34 protein-coding genes are annotated in these 18,548 nt (G+C 63.8%); 8 read left to right on the forward strand and 26 right to left on the reverse strand.

What is annotated here, in order from left to right; all coding sequences use genetic code 11:
• Positions 1-11: 11 nt before the first annotated feature.
• The 25 genes from ACTIMF_RS01925 to ACTIMF_RS02045 form a co-directional block, all read right to left on the reverse strand.
• Entirely contained in the window at positions 12-617 is a 606-nt protein-coding gene (locus ACTIMF_RS01925; protein ID WP_442348579.1) for a hypothetical protein, read from the reverse strand.
• A 27-nt stretch (positions 618-644) separates the two neighbouring features.
• Entirely contained in the window at positions 645-878 is a 234-nt protein-coding gene (locus tag ACTIMF_RS01930) for a DUF7427 family protein (protein WP_442348580.1), read from the reverse strand.
• Positions 879-1,175: 297 nt separating this feature from the next.
• Positions 1,176-1,826: a hypothetical protein gene (locus tag ACTIMF_RS01935; RefSeq protein WP_442348581.1), complete on the reverse strand. Its 651-nt coding sequence runs from the start codon at positions 1,824-1,826 to the stop codon at positions 1,176-1,178.
• Between the two features lie 142 nt (positions 1,827-1,968).
• Complete coding sequence (locus tag ACTIMF_RS01940; RefSeq protein WP_442348582.1) at positions 1,969-2,412, reverse strand: hypothetical protein; 444 nt, start codon at positions 2,410-2,412, stop codon at positions 1,969-1,971.
• The gene (locus ACTIMF_RS01945) at positions 2,409-2,579 is read right to left on the reverse strand and encodes a hypothetical protein (protein WP_442348583.1); all 171 of its coding nucleotides are present in this window, start codon (positions 2,577-2,579) and stop codon (positions 2,409-2,411) included. Before ACTIMF_RS01945 ends, ACTIMF_RS01940 begins: the two co-directional genes overlap by 4 nt.
• A complete protein-coding gene (locus tag ACTIMF_RS01950; protein WP_442348584.1) occupies positions 2,576-3,028 on the reverse strand; it encodes a RusA family crossover junction endodeoxyribonuclease in 453 nt (150 codons plus the stop codon). Before ACTIMF_RS01950 ends, ACTIMF_RS01945 begins: the two co-directional genes overlap by 4 nt.
• A complete protein-coding gene (locus ACTIMF_RS01955) occupies positions 3,025-3,504 on the reverse strand; it encodes a hypothetical protein (RefSeq protein WP_442348585.1) in 480 nt (159 codons plus the stop codon). Before ACTIMF_RS01955 ends, ACTIMF_RS01950 begins: the two co-directional genes overlap by 4 nt.
• The gene (locus ACTIMF_RS01960) at positions 3,501-4,160 is read right to left on the reverse strand and encodes a hypothetical protein (RefSeq protein WP_442348586.1); all 660 of its coding nucleotides are present in this window, start codon (positions 4,158-4,160) and stop codon (positions 3,501-3,503) included. The genes ACTIMF_RS01955 and ACTIMF_RS01960 overlap by 4 nt, the downstream gene beginning before the upstream one ends.
• A 194-nt stretch (positions 4,161-4,354) precedes the next feature.
• Positions 4,355-5,332 (reverse strand): DNA-methyltransferase, encoded by a 978-nt coding sequence (locus tag ACTIMF_RS01965; RefSeq protein ID WP_442348587.1) that lies wholly within the window; start codon positions 5,330-5,332, stop codon positions 4,355-4,357.
• Positions 5,329-6,666, reverse strand: a complete 1,338-nt coding sequence (locus ACTIMF_RS01970) for a DEAD/DEAH box helicase (RefSeq protein WP_442348588.1) — start codon at positions 6,664-6,666, stop codon at positions 5,329-5,331. The genes ACTIMF_RS01965 and ACTIMF_RS01970 overlap by 4 nt, the downstream gene beginning before the upstream one ends.
• The gene (locus tag ACTIMF_RS01975) at positions 6,663-7,280 is read right to left on the reverse strand and encodes a hypothetical protein (RefSeq protein WP_442348589.1); all 618 of its coding nucleotides are present in this window, start codon (positions 7,278-7,280) and stop codon (positions 6,663-6,665) included. Before ACTIMF_RS01975 ends, ACTIMF_RS01970 begins: the two co-directional genes overlap by 4 nt.
• Positions 7,281-7,383: 103 nt before the next feature.
• Positions 7,384-7,767, reverse strand: coding sequence for a WhiB family transcriptional regulator (locus ACTIMF_RS01980; protein WP_442348590.1), 384 nt, complete (start codon positions 7,765-7,767; stop codon positions 7,384-7,386).
• The gene (gene bet, locus ACTIMF_RS01985) at positions 7,764-8,660 is read right to left on the reverse strand and encodes a phage recombination protein Bet (protein ID WP_442348591.1); all 897 of its coding nucleotides are present in this window, start codon (positions 8,658-8,660) and stop codon (positions 7,764-7,766) included. Before bet ends, ACTIMF_RS01980 begins: the two co-directional genes overlap by 4 nt.
• Positions 8,657-9,577 (reverse strand): lambda-exonuclease family protein, encoded by a 921-nt coding sequence (locus ACTIMF_RS01990; RefSeq protein WP_442348592.1) that lies wholly within the window; start codon positions 9,575-9,577, stop codon positions 8,657-8,659. Before ACTIMF_RS01990 ends, bet begins: the two co-directional genes overlap by 4 nt.
• Positions 9,578-9,743: 166 nt before the next feature.
• Positions 9,744-9,896, reverse strand: a complete 153-nt coding sequence (locus ACTIMF_RS01995) for a hypothetical protein (RefSeq protein ID WP_442348593.1) — start codon at positions 9,894-9,896, stop codon at positions 9,744-9,746.
• On the reverse strand, positions 9,893-10,054 hold the full coding sequence (locus tag ACTIMF_RS02000; RefSeq protein ID WP_442348594.1) for a hypothetical protein: 162 nt from the start codon (positions 10,052-10,054) through the stop codon (positions 9,893-9,895). The genes ACTIMF_RS01995 and ACTIMF_RS02000 overlap by 4 nt, the downstream gene beginning before the upstream one ends.
• 62 nt (positions 10,055-10,116) lie before the next feature.
• Positions 10,117-10,308 (reverse strand): hypothetical protein, encoded by a 192-nt coding sequence (locus tag ACTIMF_RS02005; protein ID WP_442348595.1) that lies wholly within the window; start codon positions 10,306-10,308, stop codon positions 10,117-10,119.
• On the reverse strand, positions 10,305-10,520 hold the full coding sequence (locus tag ACTIMF_RS02010; protein WP_442348596.1) for a hypothetical protein: 216 nt from the start codon (positions 10,518-10,520) through the stop codon (positions 10,305-10,307). The genes ACTIMF_RS02005 and ACTIMF_RS02010 overlap by 4 nt, the downstream gene beginning before the upstream one ends.
• Positions 10,517-10,720, reverse strand: coding sequence for a hypothetical protein (locus ACTIMF_RS02015; RefSeq protein WP_442348597.1), 204 nt, complete (start codon positions 10,718-10,720; stop codon positions 10,517-10,519). The genes ACTIMF_RS02010 and ACTIMF_RS02015 overlap by 4 nt, the downstream gene beginning before the upstream one ends.
• Positions 10,717-10,887, reverse strand: a complete 171-nt coding sequence (locus ACTIMF_RS02020) for a hypothetical protein (RefSeq protein WP_442348598.1) — start codon at positions 10,885-10,887, stop codon at positions 10,717-10,719. Before ACTIMF_RS02020 ends, ACTIMF_RS02015 begins: the two co-directional genes overlap by 4 nt.
• Complete coding sequence (locus ACTIMF_RS02025; RefSeq protein WP_442348599.1) at positions 10,884-11,192, reverse strand: hypothetical protein; 309 nt, start codon at positions 11,190-11,192, stop codon at positions 10,884-10,886. The genes ACTIMF_RS02020 and ACTIMF_RS02025 overlap by 4 nt, the downstream gene beginning before the upstream one ends.
• Positions 11,192-11,569 carry a DUF732 domain-containing protein gene (locus ACTIMF_RS02030; RefSeq protein ID WP_442348600.1) on the reverse strand — a complete coding sequence of 126 codons (378 nt, stop codon included), beginning with the start codon at positions 11,567-11,569 and terminating at the stop codon, positions 11,192-11,194. The genes ACTIMF_RS02025 and ACTIMF_RS02030 overlap by 1 nt, the downstream gene beginning before the upstream one ends.
• A complete protein-coding gene (locus tag ACTIMF_RS02035) occupies positions 11,566-11,835 on the reverse strand; it encodes a hypothetical protein (RefSeq protein ID WP_442348601.1) in 270 nt (89 codons plus the stop codon). Before ACTIMF_RS02035 ends, ACTIMF_RS02030 begins: the two co-directional genes overlap by 4 nt.
• On the reverse strand, positions 11,832-12,659 hold the full coding sequence (locus ACTIMF_RS02040; protein ID WP_442348602.1) for a phage antirepressor KilAC domain-containing protein: 828 nt from the start codon (positions 12,657-12,659) through the stop codon (positions 11,832-11,834). Before ACTIMF_RS02040 ends, ACTIMF_RS02035 begins: the two co-directional genes overlap by 4 nt.
• A 57-nt stretch (positions 12,660-12,716) precedes the next feature.
• A complete protein-coding gene (locus ACTIMF_RS02045; RefSeq protein WP_442348603.1) occupies positions 12,717-13,019 on the reverse strand; it encodes a hypothetical protein in 303 nt (100 codons plus the stop codon).
• Between the two features lie 183 nt (positions 13,020-13,202).
• Between ACTIMF_RS02045 and ACTIMF_RS02050 the strand changes: the two genes are divergently transcribed.
• The 8 genes from ACTIMF_RS02050 (at position 13,203) to ACTIMF_RS02085 (ending at position 17,186) form a co-directional block, all read left to right on the forward strand.
• Positions 13,203-14,432 (forward strand): hypothetical protein, encoded by a 1,230-nt coding sequence (locus ACTIMF_RS02050; RefSeq protein ID WP_442348604.1) that lies wholly within the window; start codon positions 13,203-13,205, stop codon positions 14,430-14,432.
• Complete coding sequence (locus tag ACTIMF_RS02055) at positions 14,429-14,704, forward strand: hypothetical protein (RefSeq protein WP_442348605.1); 276 nt, start codon at positions 14,429-14,431, stop codon at positions 14,702-14,704. The genes ACTIMF_RS02050 and ACTIMF_RS02055 overlap by 4 nt, the downstream gene beginning before the upstream one ends.
• Positions 14,701-15,108, forward strand: a complete 408-nt coding sequence (locus ACTIMF_RS02060; protein WP_442348606.1) for a hypothetical protein — start codon at positions 14,701-14,703, stop codon at positions 15,106-15,108. Before ACTIMF_RS02055 ends, ACTIMF_RS02060 begins: the two co-directional genes overlap by 4 nt.
• Entirely contained in the window at positions 15,105-15,392 is a 288-nt protein-coding gene (locus ACTIMF_RS02065; protein ID WP_442348607.1) for a hypothetical protein, read from the forward strand. The genes ACTIMF_RS02060 and ACTIMF_RS02065 overlap by 4 nt, the downstream gene beginning before the upstream one ends.
• A complete protein-coding gene (locus ACTIMF_RS02070; RefSeq protein WP_442348608.1) occupies positions 15,389-15,577 on the forward strand; it encodes a hypothetical protein in 189 nt (62 codons plus the stop codon). Before ACTIMF_RS02065 ends, ACTIMF_RS02070 begins: the two co-directional genes overlap by 4 nt.
• Before the next feature lie 37 nt (positions 15,578-15,614).
• A complete protein-coding gene (locus ACTIMF_RS02075) occupies positions 15,615-16,307 on the forward strand; it encodes a DUF3800 domain-containing protein (RefSeq protein WP_442348609.1) in 693 nt (230 codons plus the stop codon).
• Positions 16,308-16,578: 271 nt separating this feature from the next.
• Positions 16,579-16,986 carry an ImmA/IrrE family metallo-endopeptidase gene (locus ACTIMF_RS02080; protein ID WP_442348610.1) on the forward strand — a complete coding sequence of 136 codons (408 nt, stop codon included), beginning with the start codon at positions 16,579-16,581 and terminating at the stop codon, positions 16,984-16,986.
• On the forward strand, positions 16,983-17,186 hold the full coding sequence (locus ACTIMF_RS02085; protein WP_442348611.1) for a DUF3263 domain-containing protein: 204 nt from the start codon (positions 16,983-16,985) through the stop codon (positions 17,184-17,186). Before ACTIMF_RS02080 ends, ACTIMF_RS02085 begins: the two co-directional genes overlap by 4 nt.
• Here the strand turns inward: ACTIMF_RS02085 and ACTIMF_RS02090 are convergent.
• On the reverse strand, positions 17,155-18,387 hold the full coding sequence (locus ACTIMF_RS02090) for a tyrosine-type recombinase/integrase (protein WP_442348612.1): 1,233 nt from the start codon (positions 18,385-18,387) through the stop codon (positions 17,155-17,157). The two genes, ACTIMF_RS02085 and ACTIMF_RS02090, sit on opposite strands and share 32 nt — an antisense overlap.
• Between the last annotated feature and the right edge of the window lie 161 nt (positions 18,388-18,548).

The following is an 18,548-nucleotide window of genomic DNA, read 5'->3' on the forward strand; positions in this document are numbered from 1 at the left end:
GTGGCCGCCTGTCAGTACCGGTGCTGGTTCTGGAAGGCGTACCCGAGCAGGTGATCCCAGGCTCTCGGTATGTTGCTGTGCCACGGCGCTGGGGTGCTGCACACGGCGTCACGGTTGTGGCATCTGTTCACGATCTTCGAGGACCGGATGTGGCTGCCTCTGTACGCATATCCGATGTACGGGAGTCCTGCGGCTTCGATGCCGATGAGGTTGCCGTGCCGAGGCATTCTCGGATTGCCCGTGAAGACGGCGTTCCAGGATCCTCTGGTGCCGTGGCGGATCCAACTGTCGGTGACTGTGCTGCCTGCCGACGCGCCGAGGCTGTAGGCCCAGAGTGTGACGTGGCAGCCGCGAGCCCATGCTCGGGTGGCAACAGAGCGGATCTGCCGTTCGGCGTTCGGGCGTGATGCTGGGTCCCAGATGTTGGCTTGGTAGCCGATGCGGTGGCTCGAGTGTGGCGCGCCTGGCACGTATGCCGATCGGGTGTCACCTGTTCCGCCGACGGCAATGTTCTGCACACATCCGCCAGCCGTGGCTTCTGGTGCGCCCACGATGGCGACGATGGGCAGGTTGATGATGGCGGCGCAGACGAGCGCGCACAGGATGCGACCACGCATGGTCGGCCTCGTTTCGACAGGGATCGCTTAGGCGATGTGGAGAAGAGCGAAGACGTCGAGACGCGGTGGCGTGATGCGTGCCAGGTGTCCGGCGGTGGCTGCGATTGTCGCCAGTACGGCGATGTTCGCGACAGGGTGCGTTGCGCGGGCTCGGTCTAGTCCGCGGCTGAGGAGGTGCTCGGGGTGTCCGGTGTGGATGCAGGCGTACTCGTAGATGCCTATGCCGGCGACCAGGATTGTCCAGGCGCGTGTTGCATTCACGACACCTCCCGAGTGTGTGAAGTTCTGGCCCCGACGTGCTGCAGCGCGTGGCTCGGCGGAAAGGTACGCGTCTTGGCTCACGGCTTGCGTTCCCGCGGCGGCACGAATGGGGCGCCACGGGACTGACAGCGGTCGGGGTGTTGGGTTCCGGCCCGTCGTACCCGTTGGGTGTGCGCTCGTGCGCTGCATGTGGCGGGACCGGAAGACTTGGGCGTAGATACGCGAAACGGGACCGCCGGTCTGACGACCAACTGTCCCGCTACGCAAAGCGTATCACGCTAGGGTGACACGCTTTTGTCAACTCCCCCGCTTGTGTGCAACGTGTGCAGTCAGCACGTCACCCAGCTTGTAGAAGAGCGTGCCGCTGTCGCGATCTTTCCCGGTTGCGCGAAGGACGCCGGCCTTCTCGAGTGTCCGTACTCGTCGAGCTGTCAGTCCTTGCCCGAGGTCTCCGAGCTTCTGTGCGATCACCTCGACGCTGTCGCGTGTGACGATGCTTCGGTTCGCGGCTTCGAGTCGTTGCGGATCGATCGACACCTCGTCGTCGGGTGGAATGTCGACGACGCGGCGGCACTCGCCGACTGCGTATTGGATCTCGTCGAGTGCTTCGGCTGATCCTTCACAGAGGGCGAGGGCTTCGGTGTTGCGGTGCAGCCACTTGGCGATCGAGAGTGTTGCGTTGGCGGGTTGTCCGTTGCCGCGGCCTTGGTCGAGGACTACTCGCGCCCATCCGACGAGGGTGTTGTGGAGTAGGTCGGCGGCTTCGGATGCTCCGATGTGGAACGGGATGCTGCTTCCGGGTTTCGGTCTGCGGCCTTTGCTGAGTCCTGGTTTGGATAGTCGCGCGGTGCGGCATTCGACGTTGAGTAGGTCTTCGACGAGGCCGGGCACGGTGGCGAGAAGTTCTCGGAGCTGCCTAACTTCGTGGCGTTCAAGGTGGTCGCTCATCTCGCCTCCGTGCAGTTCGCGGTGTGGTCGGCTGCTCGTCGCACGAGTGGCCGGTGGTCGCTGGTGAGGGTGGTTCCGCAATGGCAGGACCAGGAGCGCGGGCATTCGACCACGCCGGTGCGGGCGGCGCGTGTACCGGCGATCATGACTCGACCGCCTCGGCGAGTAGGCCAGCGTCAGCGAGTGCGCGGGCCATGTGTCGGGCGGACGGCATTACGTAGGCGTCGGCTTTCCCCCAACGTGCGTGCGCGATGGTTCCGGCCACTTTCTCGATGAGTGCTTCCCGTTTGTGCTCGGCTTCGAGACGGTCGGCGTAGATGCGGATGCCCGTCGCGGCCGCACATGGCCCTTCTGTGCGCGCTTCGTACACAGCTGCCGCCTGTCGCAGGATTTCCCAGTCGGTGAGTGGCTGGTCGGCGCGGCGGATGACGGTCACCTCGTCGTCGTTATGGTTGCTGCCGTCCAGGACTGCCCACGGATACAGCCCCTTGTTGACGCGCATTCCGTACCTCTCGGCGACGCCTGTGTACTGCGCCTTCACCACGTACAACTCGTCGGGCGTGCAAGTGCTTGGGTCGATGGTCATGCGGGTGCTCCTTCGGGTTCGGTCCAGTCGGTGACGTGGACTTCGTGGTAAACGACGGTCGAGCCGTGATTGCGTTCGGCGATGAAGTACGCGGTCTCTCGCGTGTGGCAGTGGATGATCGTGCCGTCGTCCTGTCGGACGGCCCACGCGGTACGGGTGTGGCTCATCGGGCGGTCCTTTCGGGTTGGCATTCGAGTCCGCAGGATTCGGGTGGTGGTTTGGTATCGCCGCATACCCAGCAGGCTTGGGCGGGGACGATGGTGATGACGATGCGCGGGTTCGTCTTGTCGGGTTGTCCGATTGCGGTGGTGACGGATGCGACGTGGTCGCGGTTGTCGTCGGCGAGGATGTGCATGGTGACGAGTGCGTCGAGTGCGGCTTTGACGAATGGCCCGAGCGAGTCGCTGTCACGTCTGATTCGGTCTTTCGGGTACCAGGTGACCCGAATGGCGACCTGTTCCGTCTGCGGGGCGATCTGGGCGGCGCGCGCGGCTCCCCTGACTTGCAATGCCATCGCCTGTTTCGCTTGCCGGACTTTCGGCCACGTCCACGCCCGCTGATCGTTGGACGTCATCACTGGGCGCGCGACCGGGACCGTGAACGAGAACGGGATCATCGCTGCGTCCTCCGCAATCGGGCGAAGCATGGGATTTTCCGCGTCTTGCCGTTGACCGCGTTGACGCATGCCTCTCGCTCGCCTGCTCCACAGGTCGGGCATTCGCGGTCGATGGCTCCGTGTTGGTCGTAGGCGTCCCACACGGGCTCTCCGTCGGCGCTGATGCCGCCGTCGACGTTTCCGGGTGGCAGGGATCCGACTGCGGCCCCTTTCGCTTCCTCGCCGTCGAGTGCCCGGAGTTTCCGGTAGGCGCCGATGAACGCTCCGCACCGGAGTGTGTCGGCGTCGGCGCGCGTGTAGTGGGCGTCGACGGCGCGGCATGCGAGTGCGGTGTCGTCGATGCCGTGGGGTTCGGCGGTCTCGGCCCAGGCGGTGATGCGGTTGGGGTCGGCGGTCATGCGGTCGTCGTGGATTTCGGCGCGGCTGATGGCGGCTGCGACGGCGCGCACGGTTTCGGGTCTGGCGTTGACGTTCATGCGGTCTCCATTGCGGCGATGATCTGTTCGGCGGCGGTCATGGTGTCGACGGCGCGGAGAGTGGCCTTGGTGGGTTTCGCGTCCGGTTGTGCGGGTCTCGCCGCCTTGGCGACGAATCTTCGAAGCTGAGTCGGCGACCACGAATCAGAGGCATGCCAGGCTTTGATGCCTTCCGCGATCTGTCTTGGGTCGATTCCGTCAGCGAGTAGCGGGTCAACCTCGCGAGCTATCTCGTGGCGTGTCCGAGAATCGATGCCACCACCGGCCCATGCGGTGTAGTGCTTTGCGACTTCGATCGCTGCTGCGCCGACTGCGGTCGAGTTGAGCTCGTGCATTCGCGTCACCGCTTTTGACTCAGGCGCGCTGTCGCGCGTCTGGACCTGAGTACGCAAGGGGGTAGGGGGTTTATCCCCTGTTCCCCTGTTCCTCTGTTCCCCTGTTCCAGGCGCGACACTCTCGCGAGGGCTCGCGACACTCTCGCGAATCTCTGACTCTTTGAAGTCCATCGTGCCGTCTGGCCTGGGTAAACGCCCCTTGCCGGGCTTGTCGATGCGCTGGATTGATTCCCAGCTCGACACGTACAGCAGTGGGGTGTTCTGGACCTCGTATCGCCACACCAAACCGGCCTGGAAGAGCTCGGAGACAGCTTCGGACACCCTCGCGACAGTCTCGCGAGGGCTCGCGAGCATGTCGCGAGGGAACACGTCACCGACGATCAGTGCGATGTCGTCCTTGCCTACGCCGTTGTCATCGACGTACGACTCGAGGCCCTTGAGAACGAGTCGTGCATCCCACGACACGGAGGCGACTGTTCGTGACCGCCAGAACTCGGGCTTGGTTGACCGGATTCTCATGCCGCACCGTCATCAAACAAAGTTGGTGCAGTCAGTTCGGCTTCGAGTGCCCGCAGGTTGTTGACCGCGGCCTGCCAGTACGACGGTTTCAGTTCGACTCCGACTGCGTGGCGTCCGCGTTTGATCGACTGGTAGAGCTCGGATCCGATGCCCGCGAACGGGGTCAGGACAATCTCGCCGGGGTTGCTGTAGAGGCGGATGCAGCGGTCGATGAACCCCAGTTGCAGCGGGCAGATGTGCCGTTCGTCGGCGGCCTCGCGGCCAGCCCGCGCGTTGAGGGTGTCAGATTCGCGGATGCCGAACCACACCGGCGAGATGTGGCCATCCTCGGTGAGGTATCCGCCGGCGTCGGTGTCGGTCCAGATCGGTGATGCCCAATCGATCCAGTCGTCGTTGGTCAGCTCACCTTCGGTGACGTCGTGCGGGATGCGGGTCTCGTTGTCGCCGGGCTTCTTGAATATCAGGAGATAGTCGGCGAGCGCGGGTCTGATTCGTGCGGAGTCCCGATTCTTGGATGCGAACGCGAGCTGCTGCGATTTAGTCCGGATCGACTGTGCCTGCGGGTCTTTCCAGACCGTCGTCTCGCCGAAGTAGATCCACCCCTGCTGCTGGAACAAGCGGATGACGTCGCCGCGGAAGTCCGTGAGCCCGACGTATCCGTCGACAGCCTTCTTCGTGGCGACCTGCTGGACGTGGATGCACGCGTTGCGGCCAGGCTTGGTGACGCGTAGCTGCTCGGCGACGATGAATCGGTAGTGGTCGAGGAACTCGATGCGGCTCGCGCTGTTCCCGAGGTCACGCACGGACGGGCTGTACGTGTACAGGCTGTCGAACGGCGGCGAGCAAATCGACAGGTCGACACTCTCGTCTGGAAGTTCGCGGAGTCTCTCGCACGAGTCTCCAAGCATCAGCGACCACGCGTCGCCATGCGCTTCGTCCTCGACGTAGGCGTCGATGTTCTCGATGGTGCTCATGCGGCGTGGTCCTTCCGGGCTTGATCGATGAGGGCGGCGGTGATGACGGATGCCTGCCGTTCTTTGCGTGCGACGTTGTCGGCGATCTGTGATTCGAGGTCCGACAGAACGATGTGTGCGCGGACCACGCGTCTCTGCCCGTACCGGTAACACCGGCGGATCGCCTGGTAGTACTGCTCGTAGCTGTCGCCGAGCCCGACGAACGCCATACGGGCGCAGTGCTGCCAGTTCATCCCCATCGACGCGATAGACGGCTTGGTGACGAGGACGCGGTAGTCGCCGTCTGCGAACCCGAGGAGTAGTCGCGCCTTCTCGTCGGCGTCGAGTGATCCGTGCACGTTCACCGCCCCGGGGATCGCTTTGGCGAGGGCGTCGGCTTCGTCGTTCATCCCGACCCACAGCACCCACGGCTCCCCCGGTTCGGCATTTACGAGGCGGGCGGCCTCGGCGACCCGAGCGTCGAGGGTCTGACGTCGAACCTTCGCCCGGCCCGAGACGCCGCCGAGCTCGGTCGCGAACAGTTGCCCTTCTGCGTCGATGTCGACCGGCACGTAGTGGGAGTCGATCAGCAGTCCGGGTAGGTCGTAGCCTTTGTCGCTGCCGCCGATGTCGGACGGCCGGCGGATCGCGACCGCCCACGTGGTCATCCACTCGATCATCGGTCGGAGTGCGTGGCCTTTGAGTCGCCATCCGTCCTGGTCGTGAACGAAGTACGCGGCGAGCATGTGGTTGCGCGCCATGCGCCCCAGGAACTCGGCCTGGTTGGTGAGTTCTTCGGGATCGTTCGGTGCTGGCGTCGCCGAGCATGCGAGCCTGGCCGGGACCGCGGCGAAGTGTTCGATGAGCATCGTGCGGGTCTTGCCATCCGACTGCTTGAGGATGGATGACTCGTCGAGTGCGACAGCATCGATCAGATCCGCGGGGATCGACTCGACGCGTTCGTAGTTCGTCACCCATACGCCGGGGCCCGAGATGTCGTCGGCGTTGCGCACGAACGACGCGTCGATACCGAGCTTCGATGCTTCACGGACAGTCTGCGCGCAGACCGCGAGCGGAGCGACGATTAAGACCGTGTCGCCGGACAGTCGCGCCCATTCGAGCTGCATCCACGTCTTACCGAGCCCGGTGTCGGCCCACACCGCAGCGCGCTGCCGGTGGACGGCCCATGCGACGATGCGCCGCTGCCACGGATGCAGCAGTGAGTTCACGTCGGATTCAGTGACGTCAGGACCAACTTCGACGGCGGTCCCGACCTTGCGGTCCATGAATGCTTCGTAGTCGGCGACGCTGTCGCGGCCCATGCGGCCGGACGCGAGGAGATCTTGTGGTCTCATGCCGCCACGTCCTGCGCTGTGCCGCCTTCGCACGCTGGCCATCCGAGAATGCTGGTTGCCTCAGCGGGAAGCGGGTGCGCGAATCGTCCGCACCCGTGTGGGCATGGCACGGTGTCGTCGAAGTCCGCGACGTTCGCGCCTCGCCTGGGTGGGATACGTAGCCCGGATTCCTTCAATCGGCGGCGCAGTGTTTCGTCGCTGATCCCGACAGCTTCGGCAGCTTCACGCAGGTGCCGGTATTCGCCGGATTGGACTTTGTTCCAAGCGGTTTCGATCACGCTGTCGGGGATGCGTTTGAGGTTGGTGGTCCGGGTGTTGCTGAATCGGCGGTACAGGACGCTGCGGGAGACTCCCAGTTCTGCGGCGACGTGTTCGACGTTTGCGCCCTCGTCGACGATGCGGCGGCGGGCGTGCTCGATCTGCCATGCCCGAAGGCGGGTGGGGTGGCTTTTGGCGACGGTCAACCCGAGGGCTCGGCGGTCTTTGATGCACACGGATTCGCTGATGTTGAGGGTGGCGGCGACTTGATGGATGGGCATGCCGGTTGCGGATAGTTCGGCGACGCGTTGGCGGCGTGCGGCGATCTGCTCGGGGGTGGATCTGCGGCGGCGCATGACGTGTCCTTTCAGGCGATGACGATGGCGACCACGACGACGGTGATTGCGCAGAGGGTGGCGAGGATGTTGATGGTGAGGGCGGTGCGGTCGGAGCCGGGCTTCACGAGGCGGCCGCCAACTGCTGCTCGCGCTTCCGAGCGGACCGTTCGCGTTCGCGGTCGCGGCGGCACTGTCGGCACTCGCGACGCCCAGACCGATGCAGGTACGTGTTCGCGGCGTCGAGGCGGTGAAGTTTGGCGCGGCAGTACGTCGACACTGGTGGCCCCATCGGTTTCCGGCCCGTCGACTCGGCTGTGAACACTCGCCCACCCCAGATCCCCCACTGCTCACCGTTCTCGATGCCGATTGCGAGGCAGTCAGCTTGGAGTGGGCAGGTTTCACATAGGCGTGCGGCGGCGTCTTGCGTGTCGCGGTTGCGGGAGAAGAACGGTTCGGGGTCGACACGGCATGGGACGCGGCGGGCATCCACTGGGAAGCGCTTCACGCCTGCTCACCGTCCTCGATCACGTCAGCGTCGAGGACGTCAGCGATCGTCGCCTGCGCCTCGTCGACGCCGAGTTCGGTGACGGGCGCGCTCAACTCGTCGATTCTGGCCGCTATCAGAGCGAGAAGGTCGTCGACCTCGTCCGTCGCCCCGTACTTCTTCGGCAGGAAGTCGGAGAGCTTCGCGAGACCCTCGGGGTCGGTCGACTCCGCGATACGGGCGGCCATGTCGGCAGGGACCGGTTCGGCCTGAGGTTCGGGAGCGGCGAGCGACGGCGACGGCCGCTGCATCTGCTCGGAATCGACGCGACGCGTATCAGGCTGGCTCATTTCGTCAGAGGTGTAGAGGCCTGACAGGTCCTGCGGGAACGCTTTTCGGAGCGCGAGAGCTTCCGCGCACTTCGCGATCATGATCGCGCCCTTCTCTGCCCACATCTGCGTGTATTCACCGTTCCGTTTGGTCTGCGCATACTCACGGAACAGTGCGACCGCAGGGAAACGTGCGCCGTTGCGGATGACTGTGACCTTGGCGGCGGACGGCGGATGAGGGGCGAGCCAAACGTCACGCCACGCCCCGTCGTCGCCACACCACAACGTGTCCTCGTATCCGTCGAGTTGGCCGGTGCGGGAGGCGATCAGGCGGAATCCGTCGATGCCGACTTGGATCGTGTACTTGGTGCCGTCCTTTGACCAGCGGCCGATCATGTAGATCTGGCGGGCGAACGGGTCGAGTCCAGTCCGGACGGACTGATGGAAGAACACAGCGAGGTCGCTGTTGGGGGCATCGCCTACGCCGATCTGACGTAGGGCCGCGACCTGCCGTTCGGTCCAGAAAGTCTGACCGTCCGCTATCGCGAGGTCACTGTTGGGGGCGGGTGCGAGTTCGGTACTCACGACGCCTTCCTTTCGGTCGGGTGGAGGAGTTCGGGTGCTCGGTCTGCGAGCTTGGGTGCGGTCGCGAACGACGGCGGGCCACCGCCGCGTCCGCGTTTGCGGGTGCCGAGGGTGGCACCATTCCAGGACGCCTTCTTGGAGTCGCCGAGGAATGCGGCCAGGTCAGCAGTCGCCACGGTCTTCGCTTCATCGGCAATCGCGTAGTCGACAAGCGCCGTCAGGAACGGGATCGCGAGTTCGTCCGGCACACTCACGCCGGGGTCATCGACGATCTCCGTGTGCTTCCAGCGCAACGCGATCCGGTCCGGTTCGCGGCGGTAGTCGGCGACCGGTTCGATGCCGAGCTCGAGCGAGTCCATGAACAGTCGACCCTCGTCGGCCAACCACTGCTGGACGGCCGGATCGGCGTCGAGGGTGAACAGTTCCGGCTTCATGTCCATGAGTTCGTCAGGTCCGCACGCGGCGACGACACACTGACCGACCCCGGTCACCCACATCTGCCATTGACATTGCGCCTGGTAGTACGTGGGTACGCCGGTGCGCCAGTTCTGCCAGTAGTTGCGGTCCGTCTTGATCTCCAGCAACGCGAGCAGTCCGTCGTCGTCGTGGAGTAGTCCGTCAGGTGAGGCAAGCGCCCATGATTCGGTGGCGTGCTGCCATGTGCCGGTCGTCTCGACCTTCCACTGTGGCTGCAGTTCGGCGACCCATCCGCGGATCATCGGCTCGTAGACGTGGCCCCGTGTCTGTGCCCGCGACTGCGGTTCGCGCGGGGTGGTGCCGGCCATCCGATGCCACAGACTGTGCGGGGTGTCGTGCTTGGAGAGTCCGACGACGGCGGCGATCTTGCTGGCGGTCATGGCGTCCAGCCATTCGCGGGAGCCCGGTTCACGGATGTCTGCGAGGAGGTGGCCGGTCATGCTGTCTCCTTCCATGGGTCGATGTACGGGTCGAGTTCCGTCACGGTGACGCGGCATCGGCAGCGGGGCTGTCGGCAGTCTTCGCAGTAGGCGCCGAACGTCTGGCAGAACGGTTCGTGTCGTCCGAGGCTGTGGGATCCGGCGGCGCAGGTGCAGTCGCCGCGTCTCATCGCCCGCGTCCTGCGGGGTGGTTGACCATTGCCTCCAGGCGTGCAATCCCGGTGCGGCGGTAGCTGCGGTGGGCGGAAGACCGGATGAAGTACGCTCCCGCCGCTACTGCCACGAAGACGGCAGCGACGCCGATGAGTACGCCGGTCATCGCCGCACCTCGATCTGTCCGGCCTTGACGATCGCGCCGAGCGGTCCGTCGAGTGCGGGATGGTGCGCGATGTGTGCGCGGCCGGGACGGGTACCGGCGCCGATCGCGATGCCGACGATGAACGCCATACCGCCGATGACAGCGAGTGTGAGAATCATGTGCTTCTTCTTTCGTGGTGTCCCAGTCCGCCCCGCTCCCTCTTTCGGGGCGGACCGGGAAGTCAATGAGGGGTGACGTCGAGGTCGTCGGAGTGGATCCAAGCGAGTCGGGATCCGAAGGCTGCGATGATCGGAATGTGGACGTACACGCCATCGCGGCGATGGTCGTAGGCGACGGGATACCCGCAGATGATGTCGCGGCCATCGCGGTCGACGATCTCGAAACCGACGTCGGTGAACGTGCCGTCAGTCATGACGCTTGCTTCGGGATCGCGGTCGGCAGATCGTTCGCCCACCGTTCGAGCTCGGACGCCTCGACCCGGTAGACGGGACGCTGTCCTCTCCCCCGCGAAATATCCAGAAACCGGATGCGGTGTTCCTTGTGTTCAGCGCGGAGGAAGTCATCCGACACCGAGACTCGGGCAGATGCTTCCGGGACCGTGTACAGCAGTTTGTCTTTGATCACGACGACGCCTCCTGCGCTTCTGCTTGGCGCCGCATGAGTGCCTGGTACTGGTCGTGGACCTTGTTGAAGTCCTTGCCGGGAGCGACCGGGATGTATCCGGCACAGGCGCGCATCGCCCACTCGATGGCGGTGTCGAAGAACTTTTCGAGGGCTTCGTCGACGTCCGGTCGTGGCCGGTCGTACGGGATGGTGTCGGTCATGCCAGCTCCTGAATCCGGTGGTAGCGGCACATCCCGAAGTGGACTGCGGGGCGTTCGCAGTTGCCGTCGGCGACGCATTCGCGGCGCTCATATACGGGCGGTTCGGCGATCGCCTTGCGGGTGTCGGCCTCGGACACGTGCCGCTCGAATGCGGTGTCGATGCTCATGCCGGCACCGGACTCTCGGTGGCGAGCCAGTCGACGATGTCCTCGATCTGCTCGATCCACGGCTTAGCGGGATCGAGTCGGAAGAATGCCGTCGACTGGCCGCCGGTGGTGACGACTCGGATACCGTCACGGAGCGCGCCCTGTGCGGCGTACAACTGCGGGTCGAGCCCGTACACGCTGACCCTGGGTCTGTACTGGTTGATGTCGATGTAGATGTCGACGTCAGTGCGCGGGGCGACAGGGATGGCGGCTTCGCAGATCGCGCGGTGCGCACTATCCCGGTCGGTGACCTTGATCGTCGTCATCACGCCGGATCACCACCCAGCGACTTGAGCTCATCCGAGTACTGAGGGCAGTAGGCGGCGATCCCGGCACCGGCCACGTACGCGCCGTCGCTGGATCCGTAGCCTTCGACTGACGCCGAGATCACCTGGACGATGGTCGCGCCGGCATCGAGTGCGTCGCAGACAGCGTGTGCGGCTTCGATCGACGCACTGTTCGCGGGAATCCCCCTGTCGCGGAGGACCTGCAGGAACACGTCATCGGTGTCGACGGGCGAGGCGGCAGTCTCGGCGACCGGGGCCGGGGCGGCGATGGTGGCGGTCCCGTCAGTGCCGCACGCGGCGAGCGGGATGAAAGCGGCCGCCGCGAGGACCGCGGCGAACTTGCGGGTAGTGGTCATGACTGGTTCCTCGCTTTGATGTCGTCGAGCAGCGCAATCGCGCCGCGCAATGTGTCGATGTCGGAGTCGTCGAGCGTGTACGGGCCGATTTCGAGCGCGATCCCCTGGCCCGCGTCGTGAGAGATCCGGACCGGCATCTCGCACCAGTCGTCGATCTCAGAGATCCGCGGCTCGATCGGCTCGATGTTGTCGACCAGGACGACGCGGTAGACCGTGTCGTTGTCGGCCGAGCGGTCGCCGTCCAGGACCGGGAAGTCACCCCTCATGCCGCCTGCTCCTTGTTGATCAGGCGGGCGATGGCCTCGGCACCCTGCGGGGTCACCTTCAACGTGTGCATGACTTCGGAGCCACGGAACCGCGGTGCCTCGTGGTTCTCGACGCGCCGGAAGTAGCGCTTCTTGGATGCCTTCTCCGAGTAGCGATTGCGAGTGACCTTCTTGCCCTTCGTGTCCGACCAGCGCGAGTCGGTCTGGATAAAGATCCAGTCCTTCCCGATGAGGAGCTGGCGGAGTGCCTTCTCGGTGATGTCATGCGCGGACGCGATCGTGGAGAACGACAAGAGGTCGGCGTCAGCGACGTAGGTGTCGACGTACGTGACCTTCGGAGCCTGGATCGCGAGCTGCTCGTCCTGCTGTGCGATCCGCGCGTCCTTGGCTTCGAGCATCTGGTTCGCCTCGACGAGCGCCAGGGCGACGAGCTCGGGGCCGTGGAGCTGTGTGACGGCCGACCGCGTTTCGGCTTCCCTGGTGCGGATCGCGAAGTACGACTGGGCGGCGGCCACCTCCGGCTTCCGCGGATCACCATTCATCGCGACGAGGTAGCACGCGAAGCGTGCGAGCTCGAAGTCCTGCTGCGGTCGCCCCGAACCCTTTTTCGTGACACCACGGAAAAGGGTGTCGGCAGTACTCCCCTGCGCGATCGCCGCAGCCATCGCCCGATCGAGCGCTGCTGAGAAGTTCTCCCAGCGGTCGTAGCCGAGCAGTGGCATGAGGTCGCGGGCCGACCAGTATTCGGCGCCGACGTCGCTCACTCGCCGGATCGCGTCAAACGGTGACTGTGCACCGTTGTGGATGTTGATATCGTTTGTCATTGAGAACTCCATTTCTCGTTCTGGCCCTCGTCCTGTGTCCGCAGGCGGGGGCCGTTTCTATGCGGTCAGTTGGTCACTGTTCAATTGCGCATTGAACATCTCGACGCGGAACATGTGCCCGCGCGGAAGCTTGAGCACTTTCTCAATCGCCGCAGCGCGACGGTAGTTCGTGCGAGTTGCGTTGCCGGTCTCCAAGTTCGAGATCATCGACCGCGAGCAGCCCATCAGCGGCTTGCGTCGGTCCTTGCGGAGTTCGCGCGCCACCTCGTCAGCGAGACCACGTGTCGAAAACCCTGCGTACTCACGGGCCGCAATGAACTGATCCGGCGTGCCGATCAGGTCTGCCATGACTTCACTCATCCTGTTCACCTCCTATGTTCCGTGTTCAATTGAACTTAGCACAGTGGACGGTCGTGTCAACTTCACTCCCTGATCTTTTGGGCGATATGCTGCCTGAACAGGAATTACAGCGATGTTTTTCCTGGACACTATGAACAACGGGACTGTTGTCGAACATCGAATGAGCAGCGGAAGGTCTTACACGTGAGCATCGACGAACCGCAGGACGTGCCCGACGTATGGCGTCCGCACTTCGCCCGGCAGCGAATCGAGTTCACGTTCCGCGATCTGGATAGGCAGGTCGAGGGCGTTGCACTGAACACCATCCGGCGAGCGCTACAGGGTGTCGGCGATCCATCCCGCAGGGTGGTCGCCGCGATCTCGGAAGCTCTCGGCATTACGCCGGACGAGTTCGCGGAGACGCGGGCGACGATCAACGGTGAGCAGCCATCGACGTCTTTCACCCTGCCATCCCGCGCGGATCAATTGAATCGACGTGAGCGCGACGCGGTGTTGACCATCGTGAACGCGCTCCTGGATGCAAGGGACCGCAATGCCGAACTATCTGCCGACACCGCTACCCCGTCGACCGCGCAACCGCGAGCATCGCGCGCCGAAGACGAGAAGACCGGCGCCGACGCGCCTGGCATGTTGCCTATCTCGGGAGACAGCGAGCCCAGGACTGTATTCCATGAACTCGGATCGCCCGATGGCGACACGATTGTCCAGTTCCTGGAGGACTGGGCCAATCTCGCGGCCGCGTGCGCGGAAGTCCTCAACGAGATCGCGACGCTCGGCAAGACTTCACTGCCAACCGAGACACTGCCAGTAATCGACGGCGTCGCCGCAATCCTCACCTCTGTCGACGAAGTGTTCACGCACTCAATCAGAGTCGAACACGATCCGGACAGCAGGTCTCCGAAGATGGACTCCATCGACGAGTCCGTCCGCAAAGTTGCCCGAGCGGCTGGCGCAATCCCCTCTGCCAAGCAGCTTCGCGCAATATCGAACCGTCCGATGACGCTCGAGGACCGGGATGTGAATGATGTTGTCAGGCAACATGACATCTCGTCAGTGCTTGAACGAGCCGATAAATCGTACAAATTGGCGTTCAAGTCCAAGCAACGTTCTGACAACGGGACGGGCACTCCAACTGAGATCGATACCCTGATACAGACGATTCTCGAAATGGACGCCGCCCACAAAGCAATCGAGTCACTCCTGACCAAGGAGGCGGAACTTGTTGGCGCCGCAGCCGTCAAACCGACATCTTTGACCGACCGACGATCAAGGCGACAGGCTGGACGCGACTTCACCACAGACTCGATCGTCGAGATGGATGCCGCCGCACATGATCGCGGACCTGGCGACGAAGGTGAACTCGAGCGTGCCCGTCGCGAGCAGGACGAGGCCGGAGAGGGGCCACACGAATGACGGGGCCAATCGACTGGGACGACCCACGTCACGTCATTCGCCCAGCTAATGACGGCCGCCCAAACTTCACGGTCGCCGACGTTCTCGCAGACCTTGAAGACTTCACTGAGAAGGGTTTGAGGGTTGTCGCATGGCAAGGCCACACCTACATGTCCCTATATCTGCGCGAGAAGCGACCCGACCTACTGACCGCCGAAGAGTGGCAGAAGGCGGCAGACTACGAACGTTTCACCGCTCAGCACGGCCGTCCCGGCGGGGAGTCACAGGAGTGAAGACACTTCCTCGCGGTTTGGCCGCAACCATCCCGGTCGCCATCGTGATCGTGGTGCTCGCCGCCGGAGCACTCACACACTCCCTCGCGAGCATGACCACGGTCATCCTCATTGGCGTCCTCATTGGCGTCACGACAGCACGTCAGGTTGCCTCCAGGGAGAGGTGGGCATGGGCAGCCTCGATGGTCGTCGCGTTGGTGTTACTGGTGTGGGCACAGCAAGGTGATCGCCCTGCCTTCGAGACCACTGCCGTAGTGGTCGCGTTGCTCGCCATTACCGGCGTGTTCTACCGGTGGTTCCGCTTCGGAACCACCACGCACGCCGACCGTGACCCCCGCAACGAAGTCGAGCTCGGACGCGCTCAGCGCGAGCAAGACCAGCGCGGCGAGGAGTCGCAGGAGTGAAGACCTGGTACGCAGAGCACCTGCGGAGCATCCAGACCGCTGTGTTCGTACTTACCGGGGCAGCGTGCGGCTACCTAGCTGTCGGCTGGTCCCACAGCATGGCGACGAACATCGGTGCCGCCGTCGCTCTAGGCCTGGCCGTCGGACTACTCCTCCGCATCACCACGTATTTCGTGATCGGGAGCGACACACCAGAGGCGGCCGACGACCGCGGACCCGACGATGAGGGCGAGACTGAGCGGACTCGGCGCGAACAGGATGATGCGAGCGGGGAACCGCAGTGACTTCTCGTGAGCGTCTCGGGTGGACCGTCGGCTTGGTCCTTCTGGCGGTAGCTCTGGTGCTCGTGACGTACGCCGACAACGTGCTTCTGTCGTTCGCCACCGCGGCCGCCGCGGTCCTCGCTATCTTTGCTGTGTGCAGGCGTGTTCTGCAGGTGAAGCGCGACAAGCAGGAGTATGAGTGGTGACGAGCGAGCAGGACGAAGCCGGCGAAGGGCCGCAGGAGTGACACCCGTACAACACGCGACCTTCTTCATCGATGAATCAGGCGCCAAGGCTTCTGCTGGCAACTTCTTCGTAGTAGCGGGAATCAAGACCCGCCAGCCTGGCCGCTTACAGAGGCGGATCGAACAGTTGCGAGACGAGACCGGATTCACCGACGAGTTCAAGTTCTCGCGGATCAACCGCGACCGCCTGCCGGTCTTCCTTCGCCTCGCCGACGTCGTCGCTGAGCATGACGTCAGACTGGTCGCATCCATCGTGAACCGGTCAGACAGTTCCAACCCGTTCAAATGCGGTGACGACACATGGCGCGTGCATGCACGTATCGTTTCCCAACTGATCGTTGGCAATATGAGCCGCGACGAACAGGCAGCTGCCCTCATCGATCACGTCTCGACCGCTCCGAACGTGTCCTTCGGCGACACAGTGAAGGGCATGGCGAACCAGCGGATGAAGTCCAACTCGTTGGTCAGTGCGGTCACGATCGACTCACGCGCGAACGATCTGTTACAGGTGGCCGACCTCGTCGCTGGTGCCATCGGCAATCACAGAAAGTCACCCAACCCTCCGACCGTCAACCATAAGACACGGGTGGCGAACAATCTTGCACAAGCGTTCGCTGTGCAACGATTCGACGACGTTCGGGCGGGGAGACTGAACATCATGACGATGACCAGAATGGGCGAAAGGCGCTGACCCTTAGGTCAGCGCCTTTCGCAAAGTATGTGAACGGCACCACAACCCGTTCGGTATTTGTCACACGGACTGTGAGCCCGAAATCTCTGGCCCGTGCGCGCAACTGTGAGCCCGAAGCTCTGGTCGCATGCACAACGTTACACGCCGAACCGCGCACCGCAAGGATTCGGCATAAATCCGTGACAATCGGCACCCCACGGTAGAGGTAATGACATCAATGTAGTTCCTGACCAGTGGGTTTCTGTCAGAGTCTCATGCCAACGTGGCCGCTATGTACCACCCTTGGCGACACGCGCGAGACCTTGGCCTGACGATCGAGTTCGTACCCGATCTGCGGCCTCGCGGAACGTATGCGGCCGGCCTCGTCCAGATTCGTGAAGGTCTCTCCCAGCGCGAACGTCGGGTGGTTCTCGCCCATGAGATCGTCCACTGCGAGCGCGGCGACGATGGAATCGCGTGCACACGGTGGCACCTGCGGAAGCAGGAGCGGACCGTCCATCTGCTGGCCGCGCGTCGGCTGCTGCCGATCGAGGAGATCATCGCCGTCCAGTGCGAGCCTGAACCATCGGTCGCGCTGTGGGTTGATGATTACACGCTCGCACTGCGGATGAGTGCTTTGGATTGGCAGGAACGAAAGATGCTTGAAGAGACTGAGGGCGAGGATTGGCGGATCGCATGAACGATGAGGACCGCGCGATCCTGGATCTGTCGAGACGCCAATACCGGTCGGCGGGTGCCCATGCGGACGCGGTGCGTGACGAACTCGGGCTGTCGGTCACCCGCTACTTTCAGAAGCTCAACCAGCTATTGGACGATCCGGAAGCGATCGCCTACTCCCCCATCGTTGTCAACCGGCTGCGGCGGATGACTCGCCGCTGAGTAGCGTGTCCAACTTCCCGAGGGCGTCGCGCGCCAGGCTCACGTCCACGTGTGCGTAGTGGCGGGCCATCGCCGTGGAACTGTGCCCGAGGATCGCCATGCGCGTCGACTCGGGCACGCCAGCCTCCTGCAGCAGGGTCGCCACCGTGTGCCGTGCCGAATGCTGGGTGAGCTCGTTGACGCCAGCGGACGCGAGCATGTCCTTCCACCGCTGCTCGTCGCTCTGCTTCGACCAGGGTCGACCGCCCTCGCGTTGCCACACGAGACCGGTCGCGGGGTTTCCGAGCTCGTCGTGGTGAGCCTTTAGCGCGGCCTGGAGAGGCGGCACCATCGGGACGATGCGCTGACTGCCGCGCGTCTTCGTGTCGATGAGGCACCAAGCACGCCACACGGGAGTGAAGTCGATTCCGGGTGCAACGTCGAACATGGTGCGCGGGTACAGCGGATCCGCCGGCCGCTTGTAGCGCTCGACGAGCGGGAGTCGCTGCAACGTCCATGTGATGTCGAGCTGGCCGGTCTCGAAGTCGACTCGATCCCAGGTGAGCCCGATCGCTTCGGCCTGCCGGACGCCGGTGAACAACGACGTCGACCAGCGGGACAATTCGTCGACGTCTTCGGTGTCGATCAGGTGGGCGATGATCTTGCGGGCCGATTCGGAGTCGTGTGAGCCGCGATTGGCTCGGGTGACGCGGGGCGCGGGTACGCGTTCGCACACGTTGTCGCGGATCAGCCCGTCGCGTTTGGCATCACCGAGCGCTTTGGATAGTCGCCGGTACAGGTTGAGGGCGGTCCCGGTGGACTGTTCGTCTGCGACGTCGGCGAGCATCTTGCGGACCATCTGCGGAGTGAGTTGCGCGAGGCGTTTGCCGCCGATCCTGTTCTTGATCGCGGAACACTCTGCGCGGTAGGTGCCGAGAGTCGTCGGCTTCACGGTCGGCTTGACGATGGTGTCGAGCCATGTGTCGAGCCACTGGGAGACGGTCGTCGTGTGGTTGATCGTGGAAAGCACGCCGTCTTCGAGGTCGCGTTGCAGCTGCCGGAGTTTCTGGACGGCGATGTCGTAGTCCATCGACGAGACCTGTTTGCGCTTGGGACGCCCTTTGGCGTCGTACTCGCCTGTCGGTATGGAAGCGACCCACATGCCGTTCTTGCGCTGAGACAGGCTGCCTTCGCCTCTAGCGCGTCGTTTCGGACTACTCATTGCATTCTTCTTTCGCAGGTACACACTAAACAACACACTACGCGGTCGGATTGATTCGGACTGAAACCTACTGGCCAATCGTCCAACCTGCGTGTTTGACAAGGCGTGGCCTGTTCATCATACCCCAACAGCTAGTCTTCCAAACTAGCTACGCGGGTTCG

The organism is Gordonia sp. (in: high G+C Gram-positive bacteria), assembly GCF_052106715.1.
GTDB lineage: Bacteria > Actinomycetota > Actinomycetes > Mycobacteriales > Mycobacteriaceae > Gordonia.

Excerpts from the sequence above, each read along its gene's own strand:
- ACTIMF_RS01955 (WP_442348585.1), bottom strand. The coding sequence starts at position 3,504 with ATGAACGTCAACGCCAGACCCGAAACCGTGCGCGCCGTCGCAGCCGCC.
- ACTIMF_RS02030 (WP_442348600.1), bottom strand. The coding sequence starts at position 11,569 with ATGACCACTACCCGCAAGTTCGCCGCGGTCCTCGCGGCGGCCGCTTTC.
- ACTIMF_RS01975 (WP_442348589.1), bottom strand. The coding sequence starts at position 7,280 with ATGCGCCGCCGCAGATCCACCCCCGAGCAGATCGCCGCACGCCGCCAA.
- ACTIMF_RS02085 (WP_442348611.1), top strand. The coding sequence starts at position 16,983 with ATGAACGATGAGGACCGCGCGATCCTGGATCTGTCGAGACGCCAATAC.
- ACTIMF_RS02015 (WP_442348597.1), bottom strand. The coding sequence starts at position 10,720 with ATGACCGACACCATCCCGTACGACCGGCCACGACCGGACGTCGACGAA.
- ACTIMF_RS02005 (WP_442348595.1), bottom strand. The coding sequence starts at position 10,308 with ATGACTGACGGCACGTTCACCGACGTCGGTTTCGAGATCGTCGACCGC.
- ACTIMF_RS02000 (WP_442348594.1), bottom strand. The coding sequence starts at position 10,054 with ATGATTCTCACACTCGCTGTCATCGGCGGTATGGCGTTCATCGTCGGC.
- ACTIMF_RS01925 (WP_442348579.1), bottom strand. The coding sequence starts at position 617 with ATGCGTGGTCGCATCCTGTGCGCGCTCGTCTGCGCCGCCATCATCAAC.
- ACTIMF_RS01970 (WP_442348588.1), bottom strand. The coding sequence starts at position 6,666 with ATGAGACCACAAGATCTCCTCGCGTCCGGCCGCATGGGCCGCGACAGC.
- ACTIMF_RS01990 (WP_442348592.1), bottom strand. The coding sequence starts at position 9,577 with ATGACCGGCCACCTCCTCGCAGACATCCGTGAACCGGGCTCCCGCGAA.
- ACTIMF_RS02055 (WP_442348605.1), top strand. The coding sequence starts at position 14,429 with ATGACGGGGCCAATCGACTGGGACGACCCACGTCACGTCATTCGCCCA.
- ACTIMF_RS01935 (WP_442348581.1), bottom strand. The coding sequence starts at position 1,826 with ATGAGCGACCACCTTGAACGCCACGAAGTTAGGCAGCTCCGAGAACTT.
- ACTIMF_RS02090 (WP_442348612.1), bottom strand. The coding sequence starts at position 18,387 with ATGAGTAGTCCGAAACGACGCGCTAGAGGCGAAGGCAGCCTGTCTCAG.
- ACTIMF_RS01965 (WP_442348587.1), bottom strand. The coding sequence starts at position 5,332 with ATGAGCACCATCGAGAACATCGACGCCTACGTCGAGGACGAAGCGCAT.
- ACTIMF_RS02035 (WP_442348601.1), bottom strand. The coding sequence starts at position 11,835 with ATGAGGGGTGACTTCCCGGTCCTGGACGGCGACCGCTCGGCCGACAAC.
- ACTIMF_RS02045 (WP_442348603.1), bottom strand. The coding sequence starts at position 13,019 with ATGAGTGAAGTCATGGCAGACCTGATCGGCACGCCGGATCAGTTCATT.
- ACTIMF_RS01940 (WP_442348582.1), bottom strand. The coding sequence starts at position 2,412 with ATGACCATCGACCCAAGCACTTGCACGCCCGACGAGTTGTACGTGGTG.
- ACTIMF_RS01945 (WP_442348583.1), bottom strand. The coding sequence starts at position 2,579 with ATGAGCCACACCCGTACCGCGTGGGCCGTCCGACAGGACGACGGCACG.
- ACTIMF_RS02080 (WP_442348610.1), top strand. The coding sequence starts at position 16,579 with ATGTACCACCCTTGGCGACACGCGCGAGACCTTGGCCTGACGATCGAG.
- ACTIMF_RS02020 (WP_442348598.1), bottom strand. The coding sequence starts at position 10,887 with ATGAGCATCGACACCGCATTCGAGCGGCACGTGTCCGAGGCCGACACC.
- ACTIMF_RS01995 (WP_442348593.1), bottom strand. The coding sequence starts at position 9,896 with ATGACCGGCGTACTCATCGGCGTCGCTGCCGTCTTCGTGGCAGTAGCG.
- ACTIMF_RS01950 (WP_442348584.1), bottom strand. The coding sequence starts at position 3,028 with ATGATCCCGTTCTCGTTCACGGTCCCGGTCGCGCGCCCAGTGATGACG.
- ACTIMF_RS02040 (WP_442348602.1), bottom strand. The coding sequence starts at position 12,659 with ATGACAAACGATATCAACATCCACAACGGTGCACAGTCACCGTTTGAC.
- ACTIMF_RS02025 (WP_442348599.1), bottom strand. The coding sequence starts at position 11,192 with ATGACGACGATCAAGGTCACCGACCGGGATAGTGCGCACCGCGCGATC.